The organism is Limosilactobacillus reuteri subsp. reuteri, from assembly GCF_000016825.1.
GTDB classification, from domain to species: Bacteria; Bacillota; Bacilli; order Lactobacillales; family Lactobacillaceae; genus Limosilactobacillus; species Limosilactobacillus reuteri.
Window position 1 is genome coordinate 830594 of the sequence record NC_009513.1, and the last position, 12579, is coordinate 843172.

The window sequence follows — 12579 nt, forward strand, 5'->3', positions numbered from 1 at the left end:
ATGGAGGTTGTTATTAATGACAGTAACGCATCAACGTATTCAACGATTGGTAGGTATAGCATGTTTGGGTGCCTTAGCATTTATTTTAATGTTTTTTGAGTTTCCAGTTTTGCCGATGGCGCCCTACCTTAAACTGGACTTTTCTGATGTCCCTGTTTTGCTAGGGGGATATATCTATGGGCCAGTTGGTGGAATTATTATTGCTGCAATTAAATGTTTAATTCATGGAAGGATTCACGGCTTTTCTCCAGCTGAATTAATTGGAGTTACCAGCGACTTCATTTCATCCCTCGCTCTTCTGCTTCCGTTCTGCTGGGTATGGCGTCATCATAACTGGAGTAAGAAAAGACAAGCGATTACTGGAATTGTTTTGGGAACAGTAATATTGACTGTCTTAATGTCCCTGTTGAACTTGTGGATCCTTACGCCTTTATATATGGCGGTTTGGAACTGGAAGTCGACATTACCAGTATCCCAGTTAGTGGCGATTGGTGTGTTGCCTTTTAACATTATTAAGGGTTTGGTTGTTACAATTGTATATACAATTATTGCGGGTCGGTTACGTTCATGGCTAGATCAGCATAGAATGATCTAAAAAGATAAATTAAGAGGGTTGAGATTTTTCTTGGCCTTTTATTTTTTATGGTAGAATTTTTAAATAAATTACGTATATAAATATATAGGGGGTGAAATCCGTGAATAAATTATTGCGCTTTTTTAGCTATCATCAGCCACGGCGAATTCGTGTAATTGAAAACACTCTGCGAAGCCGGCGAACAGTCGCAACCCTCTTTTGGGCGCGACAATATGGAATCTTAGAATGGTTAGGGGCAGATCGAACACTGAATCGGCAAGAATATGATCAGCTTATTAATCAACTTGTTGCTGATAAACTATTAGCGATTGATGATCAATCCCAAGCAATTCTTACAGAAGAGGGCGCGAAAGTTTTAAAAAACGAAGAAGAGAGTTTCTACATCCCATCGTTTTACGACTGGTACTGGTTAACCAATACGCAACGAATAATCCAACGACTTTTTTTAGCTATTCAAGTTGTATCAGAATTCTCTTATCATCAAAGAAAGTATGTTCCATTGGCGATTTCATATGGTGAAATGGTTGCGGTGAAGCAGTGGTTTCGACAAAATTATCATCACGATCTGGTTAAGACTCTCTATACTGATCTCCATCGGTTTGGCAGCGCGTTGGAAAGTGAAGATCCACGAATGACAACAGACCTTTTTAATGTCATGATTGGTTATCAGCGATCAGGATGGACAATTAATCAAGCAGCTCAAGAATTGAAAATAAAAATCGACGATATCCAGTACTTACGTCATGACGAGATGTTAGCGGTTAGCGCTTATGCTCGTAATTTTCCTGGTCCACTGCAACAATTGCTCCTTCCGCTGATCAATGAGAGTCCACTAAACCGGAGTGCCCAAGTAACGTTTGACTTATATACCCAGGGAGAGCCAATTGAACTGATTGCTCAAGAGCGACGGTTGAAAGAAAATACAATTAGGGAGCATCTCTTGGAAGCGGCAATCCTTATTCCTGACAAGCTAGATTGGGATATCCTTTTGCCAGAAAGTAAGCGTGACGAACTTAGTCGATTCTATAAGGGCGAACCGACCGCATGGAAATTTGACGAGCAAATTGCCAGTTTTTATGAATACCGCCTATATCAAATATTTCAAGGAATAACAAATGAAAAATAAGCAAGAAATTCTAGATGTTTTACAAAATTATTTTGGCTTTGATGATTTTCGTCCAGGCCAAGAAGAGACAATTAACGCCTTACTGGAAGGAAAAGACACTTTATCGATTCTTCCCACTGGTGCCGGGAAATCCCTTTTATATCAATTGCCAGCTTATTTATTGTCAGGAACGATCCTCATTGTTTCACCGTTAATTTCACTAATGCAGGATCAAGTTGACCGTCTTCATCGGCAGGGAGAAAAACGAGTCATTATGTTAAGCGGCCAGCTTGTCGGAAAAGAGCGAGCAAGTGTTCTCCGCAATTTGAAATCATTTAAATTTATATTTACTTCTCCAGAAATGCTTGATAACCAGCAAGTTTTAACTGCACTTAAGAAAAATAAGATTGCGTTAATGGTTATTGATGAGGCCCATTGTATCTCACAGTGGGGTCCTGATTTTCGTCCTGAATATTTATTGCTAAAGGAAGTTCGGCAGCAATTAGGATCGCCGACAACATTGCTGTTGACGGCAACTGCTACCCCTCGTATTCGACAGGATATTTTGAAAAAAATGGGGATGGCGACTGCTTATCAGGTAATTAAATCTGTTGACCGTCCTAACATTTTTTTAGCTGTTAAGTCCATCGCTACTCAAAAGGAAAAGGATGGTGAACTTCTGAAACTAGTTCAAAAATTCACTGGTCCCGGGATTATTTACTTCGCAAGTCGCAAGCTGGCTTCTCAGATGGCAGAATGGCTTGAAAACCAAACTGATTTAAATGTGGCAGCTTATCATGCTGGCGTTGCTCCAATTGAACGATTTCGAATTCAAAATCAATTTATGAATAATGAATTACAGGTGATATGTGCAACGAGTGCCTTTGGGATGGGAATTGATAAAAATGATATTCGTTACGTTATTCATTATCATTTGCCAAGTAATTTAGAGAATTATTTACAGGAAATCGGTCGGGCTGGTCGTGATGGTAAGCAGAGTTTGGCAGTTCTTCTATATGCAAATGGGGATGAAATGATTCAACGGCAATTAACAAGCGTGGATGTCCCACCAGTTACAGTCCTAGAGCAGATTAAGAATGGTGAGTTATCAGCAAGTGTTTTGGGGGAGCAAGCATCTTTATTTGAGTTTTATCTTGAACATTCTTTTACACCGCAGCAAATAATTACGATGTTCGAACGACGTAAAATTCAAACAGAAAAAGAATTGCAAGAAATGGTTGCTTATATCAAAGAGAATGGTTGTAAACGAGAATATCTTTTAACATACTTTGGTGAGCAATTTGATGGTTCAAATGAATTTTGTTGTGATTATGAGCTTTCAGATTGGGCAACTAAACTGATTTTGCCGGTAAGTCAGCCGCTTTCTGAAAATAATAAAGTAGGATGGGAAGACCGCTTAAAAGCCTTATTAAATATTACCGAAAGTTAAAGTTTCATGTTGTTGCTAGACAATCATCAAAAGTTTGCGATACAATCAGAATGTTAATTCTCAAAATAAGGAGGCATGATTACTTTGAGTGAGGAACGGAAAGAGAGCCGACGAGCTAATGATGAATTATGGGATAAAAAGTTTACAGATAACGAAGACCTTGATAGTGATGGCCATTTATCACGAACAGAACACCGTAAGCAACGATCGCATAATTCAATGATTACTACGATCTTAATCGTGTTAATTATCGTTCTCGCCGCTACACCACTTATTTATTGGATTAATAATAAACAGTCCTTTAATCATCCGGTGAGAACAGAACAAGTAGCCGCTAGTTCTGAAAATAGTAAAAAAAAAGAATCTCACAGTTCGAGTACCTCTAGTGAGCATTCAAAGAAAGAATCTAGTGTAAGCAGTAGCGAATCCTCTTCTTCAAGTATTGAAGAATCAAGTTCGACGCAAACCAGCCAAAGTTACAGTGCTCCGCAAAGCAGTAGTAGCTATTATCGATATAGTAGTAGTTATCGTTACGGTAATGGGTATCAAAACCGGACTACTCCTAATCGCTACAGTAGTTATCAGCAGCGTTATAACAATAACCAAACCTATAATCGCTACAATAATAATGCAGAAAATACAAACCGTTATCGTTAAAAATAGAGTATTAGCAGCAATTTTCTGATAAAGTAGTGTATTGGATTGAAAATAGAGGAGTGAATAACTAATAATGTGTAAAGGATTGCAAGTAGCAATTGATGGTCCGGCCTCAGCAGGAAAGAGTACGGTCGCTAAATTAGTAGCAAAAAAGTTTAATTATGTCTATTGTGATACTGGCGCAATGTATCGAGCTGTTACATTAGCAGTATTAAATCAGGGCATTGATCCAAAAGATGATAAAAAGGTTGCTGAAATTGCTCGGCAAATAAAAATTGACTTTGAACCTGGTGAAATTGAACAAAGAGTTTTCTTGGATGGCAAAGAGGTGACTCATGATATCCGGTTGCCGAAAGTAGCGGCAAATGTATCTGCTGTAGCGGCAGTTCCAGCTGTTCGTGAAGAGATGACTAAGCAACAGCGGCAAATTGCTGAAAATGGTGGAATTGTGATGGATGGACGGGATATTGGTACAACTGTTTTACCACAAGCACCTGTAAAGATATTCATGGTAGCGAGTGCCTATGAACGGGCACGACGGCGATATGCTGAAAACCAGGCAAAAGGGATTAATACAACGTCGCTTGAAGAATTACAAAAAGCAATTGAATTAAGAGATAAAAAAGACTCAACGCGAAAAGTTTCACCTCTTACACAAGCACCCGATGCAATCAAATTGGATACAACAAATATGACAATTGATGAAGTTGTGAGTGAAATCAGTAAAATAATTAAAAAAACACAAGATGAATTAGCCTAAATACTGGAAATGTGAAACAAATTTTAGTAAAATATCTTTTAGAGTTGATTGTTGCAAGGAGGATTTTTTTTAATGGCTGAAAACAACGAAAATAAAAACGATATGTTAGAAGCGCTTGATAGCATTGAACAAGTTAAGGTGGGCGATGTTGTCAAGGGTGAAGTTTTGGCAATCGATGACGATCGTCAAGCTATCGTTGGTATTAAAGATGCAGGGGTTGAAGGTGTCGTCCCTGCTAAGGAATTATCAACCAAGCCAGTTGAAGACATCAATGATGCTGTAAAAGTAGGTGACGAATTAGATTTAGTTGTCATTTCTAAGATCGGTAACGATAAGGAAAATGGTAGCTACCTTCTTTCTCACCGTCGTCTTGAAGCCCGTAAGGTATGGGATGACATTCAAAAGAAATTTGATGAAGGTGAACACATTACCGCCAAAGTCACTCAAGCTGTTAAGGGTGGATTAGTCGTTGATGCTGGAGTTCGTGGCTTCGTCCCTGCTTCAATGATTACTGATCACTATGTTGAAGACCTTAATCAATTTAAGGGTCAAGAACTTGAATTTAAGATTGTTGAAATCGAACCAAGCGAAAACCGTTTGATTCTTTCACACAAGGAAATTATTCAAGCTCAACACGAAAAGGCTGCTGAAAAGGTATTTGCTGAATTACAACCAGGTGATGTTGTTGAAGGTAAAGTTGCACGGATGACTAACTTCGGTGCATTTATTGACCTTGGCGGCGTTGATGGATTAGTTCACGTTTCTGAAATTTCATACGATCACGTTGACAAGCCTTCTGATGTATTGACTGCTGGTCAAGATGTTAAGGTTAAGGTATTAAGCGTTGACCCTGAACGGGAACGGATTTCATTATCCATTAAGCAAACTTTACCAGGACCATGGGATGATATTGAAGAAAAGGCTCCAGTTGACAGCGTATTAACTGGTACTGTTAAGCGTTTGACTAGCTTTGGTGCTTTCGTTGAAGTATTCCCTGGTGTTGAAGGTTTAGTTCACATTTCACAAATCTCACACAAGCACATTGCTACACCTGCAGATGTTCTTAAGCCAGGCCAAGAAGTACAAGTTAAGGTAATCAATGTTGATCCTGAACACCAACGTCTTGGCTTATCAATGAAGGCTCTTGAAGAACGTCCAAAGGAAGACGAAAACAACAATAACAACGGTGAAAACTACCGTGGTCGTCGTCGTTCACGTCGTAACAATAACAACCGGAGCTTCATGAATAACGCTCCAGAAGAAGAAAGTGGCTTCTCAATGGGTGACTTAATTGGTGACAAGCTTAAGGACCTACGGAACTAGTTTCTTAAATTAATTATCTTTTAAGGGGAGGCTGGGAATTAACTCAGTCTCTTTACTTTTTTAAAGGTATTTATACAGTAGCGCGGTAGCTGGCTGGATTCCGAACGTTGATAAATCAACGTCCGGAACGCCTAGCCATCCTCGCGGGGGTGGGAAGACGAAGTCGCAAGCGACTTCTTTCCCACTCCCTCTTTAATCATTTAAAATAAAATGAAAGAAGGTGGAAAGATTGGCAAATCCAATCGTAGCAGTTGTTGGTCGTCCAAACGTTGGAAAATCAACATTATTCAATCGTATTGCAGGAGAACGGATTTCAATTGTTGAAGATACTCCTGGAGTTACTCGAGACCGTATTTATGCTCATGCTGAATGGTTAGGAAAACATTTTAGCATGATTGATACTGGTGGGATTGAAATATCAGATCAACCATTATTGACACAGATTCGTCAACAAGCAGAAATTGCTATTGATGAAGCAGATGTAATAATCTTCGTTGCTGATGTAGAAAACGGTGTAACTGATGCTGATGAGCAAGTAGCACGAATTTTATATCGCTCCAATAAACCAGTGGTCTTAGCTGTTAATAAAGTCGATAATCCAGAACGCCGTAGCGATATTTATGATTATTATTCCCTTGGTTTAGGGGAGCCATATGCTGTTTCAAGTGTTCATGGCATTGGAATGGGTGACCTTTTGGATGCTGTTATTAAAGAGTTTCCTGATAACGCCGCTAATGATGAAGACGACTCCATCCACTTTAGCTTTATCGGTCGTCCTAATGTCGGAAAATCATCACTAGTTAACGCAATTTTAGGTGAGAACCGGGTAATTGTATCTAACGTTGCTGGAACTACCCGTGATGCCATTAATACTCAATTTGAAACAGCAGATGGACAAAAATTTACAATGGTTGATACTGCTGGAATCCGCAAAAAAGGAAAAATTTATGAGAACACTGAGCGTTATTCATTAATGCGTTCCATGCGGGCAATTGATGATAGTGATGTTGTACTTGTTGTCCTAAATGCAGAAGAAGGTATTCGCGAATTAGATAAGCATATTGCTGGATATGCCCACGAAGCAGGGTGTGGGGTTATTATCGTCGTTAATAAGTGGGATACATTAAAAGAAAAAGATCACCGAACGATGACAGACTTCACTAATTTGATTCGACAAGAATTCCAGTACCTTAGTTATGCACCAATTATTTTCGTTTCGGCGAAGACAAAGCAACGGTTAAATCAATTACCGGGATTAATCGAAGAAGTATATCAACACCACCGTCAACGGATCCAATCGGCAGTCTTAAATGATGTTTTGATGGATGCAATTGCTGCCAATCCGACTCCAACACAAAATGGTCGGCGTTTGCGAGTATACTATGGGACACAGGTTGCAACCGAACCACCAACATTTGTTATCTTTGTTAATGATCCAGAGTTAATGCACTTCTCCTATGAGCGTTATTTGGAAAATCAAATTCGGAAGGCCTTTGACTTTTCTGGTACACCGATCCATTTAATCAAGCGTCAACGGCAGTAAAAGTTAAAGAATTCATTGTAAAATGAAAAAACATTAAAAATGCGGCTAGAAGTTGAGAAAACCGCTTGTCAGCAGGCTTTCACTATGCTAATCTTAACAATGAAATGATACGAACTTCTCGTAGTTATTTCGTTAATTTTGGACCACTCAAAATTAACATTCACAGACGTGAGTTTAACACTCTCGTTATTTGTGGGAGGTGAAACAACATGGCAAACAAAGCAGAATTAGTAAGCAATGTTGCTACTGCAACTGGCTTAACCAAGAAGGATGCTACTGCAGCTGTAGATGCTGTTTTCAGTTCAATTCAAGCATCTTTAGCTAAGGGTGAAAAGGTTCAATTGATCGGCTTCGGTAACTTCGAAGTACGTCAACGTGCTGCACGTAAGGGCCGCAACCCACAAACTGGAGAAGAAATCAACATTCCTGCAAGCAAGGTACCAGCATTCAAGCCTGGTAAAGCTTTAAAGGACGCTGTTAAGTAATTAACAGTTAAATGTTAAAAAGAGACTAGGAAAGAATTTATCCTTCCCAGTCTTTTTTCTTTTTAAAGACTTGTTCAATGCTTAAAATCATCGATTGTGATATATTTAAAAGTGATAGTAAAAGGAGGGCATAATATGACCTACTCAGAACAAATGCTTGATCAATTAGAAGCAGGAAAGTTAAAAGAAGCCCAAAACTCATTTAAACTCGCACTAATTAATGATGATGATGATATGTTATTTAGCCTTGCAGAAGAATTATATGCATTAGGCTTTCTTCAACAGGCACGAACGATTTACTTAAAATTATTAGATCGTTATCCAGATGAAGACGAATTAAAGACTAATTTAGCGACGATTGCAATTGATGAAGGACATAATGACGAAGCTTTATCATACTTAGCCCAGATTAAACCAGACTCGCCAGCTTATGTTCAATCATTACTGGTTGCTGCGGATTTATATCAGACTGAAGAAGAATTTGAAGTGACGGAGGAAAAGTTAAAAGAAGCTTACGCCTTGGCTCCCGATGAACCAGCTGTTGAATTTGCGCTCGGTGAATTTTACTTTATGGTTGGCCAATATTCTGAAGCAATCCAATATTACTTTCAACTAATTAAAAATGGATATACTGACTTTGCGAAAGTTGATATTGCGGGACGTCTAGGGATTTGTTACGCTCAGAGCGGTCAGTTTAAGAAGGCTTTAGGGTACTTCAATCAGGTTAAACCGGAATACCAGACTAGTGATATTCGTTTCCAAAAGGGATTGACCCAACTTCAATTAGGAGATACTGAAAAGGCAATAAAGACTTTAGAGGATCTTATCAACGATGATAACCAATATGCATCCGCTTATCCTGAACTAGCAAAGGCGTATGAAAAGGAAAATAAGTATCAGCAAGCATTACGGGTTGTCCAAGAAGGGCTCAGTGTTGATCAATACAATGAATACCTTTATTCATTAGCAGCTGAAATTACCAGCCACCTTGGCGATCAAAAGTTAATGAAGAAATACTTGGTAAAGGCGCATGAACTTGCTCCAGAGAATATGACGATTACTTTGCAATATAGTAATTTCTTGCTTCACCAACACGATGATGAGGCAAATATTAAACTCCTGAGTCCATTGGTAAAAGAAGATGAAACAGATCCACAATTATATTGGAATCTAACGCGGTCATATCAACGAACTGATCAGCTTGAATTAGCCGGAAAATATTATGAAGCTGCTTTGCCGGCATACAGTGAAAATCCAACATTCTTAAAAGAATTAATTAATTACTACCGCGAAACTGGTGAAACTGATAAGTTAATGGATGAATTGGAACACTATCTTCGGTTAGTCCCAACAGACACTGAAATGCAAGATCTTTATGACCAATATGAAGATTACAAATAATTTTTAATTTAAATGAGACAGGAAACGTTAACGATTTTAACCGTTCTTTACGCTTCCTGTCTCTTTTTAGTAGTAACTTAATTTGTTATAATCAACTTTGATTATCAAAATGAGGACATGATTAAATGAAAATAAAACAATTACCAGCTATATTTGAACCAGCACGACCTGTCTTACAAAAAATAGAGGAGGCTGGCTACGAAGCATATTTTGTTGGCGGTTGTGTCCGTGACACTATCTTGCATGATGAGATTCATGATATAGATATAGCGACGAGTGCTTACCCTAGTGAAATAAAGGCGATTTTTAACCATACTGTTGATACCGGAATTGAACATGGTACAGTTATGATTCTCGACCATGGAACGGGATATGAAACAACTACTTTTAGAACCGAGTCAGGTTACCAAGACTACCGCCGTCCTGATAAAGTAACTTTTGTTCGTTCATTAAGTGAAGATCTCCAGCGTCGAGACTTCACAATCAACGCCCTCGCCTTACGTGAAGATGGGGAAGTTATTGATCTATTTGACGGACTAGAAGACCTGCAAAAACATCTTATTAAAGCGGTTGGCAACCCTAATGAACGTTTTCATGAAGATGCTTTACGGATGATGCGGGCCGTGCGTTTTGCAAGTAAGCTTGATTTTGTCATTGATACTGCAACGTTAAAAGGAATCAAAGAAAATGCACCATTATTAGAAAAAATTGCAGTTGAACGAATCCGGGTTGAGTTAGAAAAACTATTGTTGGGTCAAAATCCAGTAGCGGGCTTAAAAGATTTTATTGCGACTGGATTGTATCAATATTGTCCAGGGTTGGAAAATGCTCAAGCTGCTTTATCGGCTTTATTAATCCTTAACCAATGGCATTTGGAAAATGAGGCTCAATTATGGTCAGTTTTAGGCTTACAACTCCAGCTTGATCAAAAAGAAATTGGTAAATTCTTAAAGAAGTGGAAGACAGCAAATGATTTAATTGCACAGGTCAAAAAAGTAGTTCCAGCAGTCCAAGCAATTCGTCAACGTGCGCTTACACCAACACTAATGTTTAATACCGGTGAAACAGCCCTCCATGATGCTAACCAAGTAGCTAAGTTATATGGATGGGCAATTGATGATGAAGAATTGCAAAAAGCTTATCAAAAGTTACCAATTAAAAACGCTAAAGAATTAGCAATTGATGGTCGAGTATTAATTACCAAAGCGGGGGTAAAACCAGGACCATTGATGGGGAAGATTCTTCAGCAATTAACGCTGGCAGTGGTAAATGGTGAGATAGCTAACAATGCAACAGTCTTATTAGAAAAAGTAGAAGAGATAACGAAAGAGGGATAATATGCAAACAATGCGTGCAGAGGGTCTAACCAGCACATACGGTGAGAAGACCTTATTTGATGATATTTCGTTTATTATCAATGAAAATGATCGAATTGGACTGATTGGTGTTAATGGAAGTGGAAAAACCAGTCTTCTTAACGTAATTAGTGGGGAAGTAAATCCAGAAGGCGGCGGGCAGATCACTAAGCCTAATGATTACACGATCGGTTATTTAAAACAGCAGCCTGAACTTGATGAAAATAAAACAATCATGGAAGCTGTTTTTGAAGGTAAACAACCAGTCTTTGAAACAATTCGTCAATATGAGCTGGCTCTTGAACGTTTTACAAAGCATCCAGAAGATCCACAAGCAATCGACCGTTACACAAAAATGCAGGCACGGATGGACCAAGAAGATGCATGGGAGGCAGATAGTCGGGTGAAGACGATTCTGACCCAGTTAAAGATAAAAGATGTAAGTCAAAAGATTGCTCAACTTTCTGGAGGACAAAAGAAACGGGTTGGGTTAGCGCAAGTCTTAATTCAACAGCCAGACCTCTTATTGCTCGATGAACCGACTAACCACTTAGACCTTGATTCGGTAGTTTGGCTCCAGGATTTCCTTCGCAGTTATAAGGGTGCTGTCCTCGTTGTTACCCATGATCGGTACTTCCTTGATCAAATTACAAATCATATCTGGGAGCTATCTTTTGGTAAACTTTATCACTACGAGGGAAATTATCAGGACTTTGTAGCAAAAAAGGCGGAACGAGTAGAGTTAGCTAAAGATACTGAGAAAAAGAATCAACAGCTGTATAAAAAAGAATTAGCCTGGATGCGGACAGGTGCAAAAGCCCGTTCTACAAAACAAAAGGGACGGATCAATCGGTTCCACGAATTAGAAGGAAAAATCGGTAATCTTAAAACCGATGAAGATATTGCTATCAATCTTGGATCACAACGTCTAGGGAAAGATGTTATTCAATTTAAGGATGCTAACTTAAAATTTGATAATCACCAAATCCTCCATGACTTCAATTGGCTTGTTCAGGCAGGCGATCGAATTGGAATTACTGGTGAAAACGGAGCGGGTAAGACGAGTTTATTAAATGTGATTGCCCAACGTGTTCCCCTAGATAGTGGTGTCCTTAAGATTGGGGAAACCGTTAAGTTAGGGTATTATACCCAGCAAACAGAAGGAATTGACAATGATAAGCGGATGATTAGTTTCTTGTCTGAAATTGCTGATAATGTTACTGATAAAGATGGCAATAAGCTCAGCGTTACCCAATTATTAGAACGCTTCTTATTCCCTCGTTTTATGCATGGTACTTTGATCCGAAAACTTTCTGGGGGTGAAAAGCGGCGATTATACCTCTTAAAGATCTTAATGCAGCAGCCCAATGTCTTATTACTAGATGAGCCAACTAACGACCTTGATATTGGAACATTGACAGTTCTTGAAGATTACCTAGATAATTTTGCGGGAACTGTAATTACGGTTTCTCATGATCGCTATTTCTTAGATAAAGTGGCTGACAACTTGCTAGTCTTCAACGGGAATGGAGATATTGAGCGTTATACGGGACGCTTTACTGATTATCTAACTGCTAAAAAGGAAGAGGCAGATAAGGATAAAGGGCTTAAAAATGATCAAAAAGCCCTTGCCAAAAAGCAGGTAAATAAGCAAGAACCAGCTAAGAAAGAAAAAACAAAACTTACTTATGCTGAACAACTTGAGTGGGATCATATTGATGAAGAATTAGATGCCCTTGATCAACAGCATCAGCAATTAGAAAATGAAATGGCTGAAGCAGCAAGCGATTATACGAAAATTGCTAAGTTACAGAAGCAGCTAAATGAAATACAAGAAAAAATTGATGAAAAGACAGCTCGTTGGGAGTATTTAAGCACATACGTTGACGAGTAAAGGAAGGGACA

11 protein-coding genes are annotated in these 12579 nt (G+C 38.8%); all 11 read left to right on the top strand.

Features of this window, described 5'->3' with window-relative positions; all coding sequences use genetic code 11:
• Positions 1-16: 16 nt before the first annotated feature.
• The 11 genes from LREU_RS04060 to LREU_RS04110 all read left to right on the top strand — a co-directional run bounded on the left by LREU_RS04060 (position 17) and on the right by LREU_RS04110 (position 12568).
• Positions 17-595: an ECF transporter S component gene (locus LREU_RS04060; RefSeq protein ID WP_011953443.1), complete on the top strand. Its 579-nt coding sequence runs from the start codon at positions 17-19 to the stop codon at positions 593-595.
• 100 nt (positions 596-695) lie between these two features.
• Entirely contained in the window at positions 696-1721 is a 1026-nt protein-coding gene (locus LREU_RS04065; protein ID WP_003673247.1) for a helix-turn-helix domain-containing protein, read from the top strand.
• On the top strand, positions 1711-3150 hold the full coding sequence (locus LREU_RS04070; protein ID WP_003668109.1) for a RecQ family ATP-dependent DNA helicase: 1440 nt from the start codon (positions 1711-1713) through the stop codon (positions 3148-3150). The genes LREU_RS04065 and LREU_RS04070 overlap by 11 nt, the downstream gene beginning before the upstream one ends.
• 84 nt (positions 3151-3234) lie before the next feature.
• Positions 3235-3807, top strand: coding sequence for a hypothetical protein (locus LREU_RS04075; protein ID WP_003668108.1), 573 nt, complete (start codon positions 3235-3237; stop codon positions 3805-3807).
• A 73-nt stretch (positions 3808-3880) separates the two neighbouring features.
• Positions 3881-4567 (top strand): (d)CMP kinase, encoded by a 687-nt coding sequence (cmk, locus tag LREU_RS04080; protein WP_003668107.1) that lies wholly within the window; start codon positions 3881-3883, stop codon positions 4565-4567.
• A gap of 72 nt (positions 4568-4639) precedes the next feature.
• Positions 4640-5890, top strand: a complete 1251-nt coding sequence (gene rpsA, locus LREU_RS04085; protein WP_003666049.1) for a 30S ribosomal protein S1 — start codon at positions 4640-4642, stop codon at positions 5888-5890.
• A gap of 229 nt (positions 5891-6119) precedes the next feature.
• Positions 6120-7433: a ribosome biogenesis GTPase Der gene (gene der / locus LREU_RS04090; RefSeq protein WP_003666051.1), complete on the top strand. Its 1314-nt coding sequence runs from the start codon at positions 6120-6122 to the stop codon at positions 7431-7433.
• Between the two features lie 209 nt (positions 7434-7642).
• Positions 7643-7918: a non-specific DNA-binding protein Hbs gene (locus LREU_RS04095; RefSeq protein ID WP_003666054.1), complete on the top strand. Its 276-nt coding sequence runs from the start codon at positions 7643-7645 to the stop codon at positions 7916-7918.
• A 135-nt stretch (positions 7919-8053) separates the two neighbouring features.
• The gene (locus tag LREU_RS04100; RefSeq protein ID WP_011953444.1) at positions 8054-9319 is read left to right on the top strand and encodes a tetratricopeptide repeat protein; all 1266 of its coding nucleotides are present in this window, start codon (positions 8054-8056) and stop codon (positions 9317-9319) included.
• A gap of 125 nt (positions 9320-9444) precedes the next feature.
• Entirely contained in the window at positions 9445-10656 is a 1212-nt protein-coding gene (locus LREU_RS04105; protein ID WP_003668104.1) for a CCA tRNA nucleotidyltransferase, read from the top strand.
• 1 nt (position 10657) lies between these two features.
• A complete protein-coding gene (locus tag LREU_RS04110; RefSeq protein ID WP_003668103.1) occupies positions 10658-12568 on the top strand; it encodes an ABC-F family ATP-binding cassette domain-containing protein in 1911 nt (636 codons plus the stop codon).
• Positions 12569-12579 lie beyond the last annotated feature (11 nt).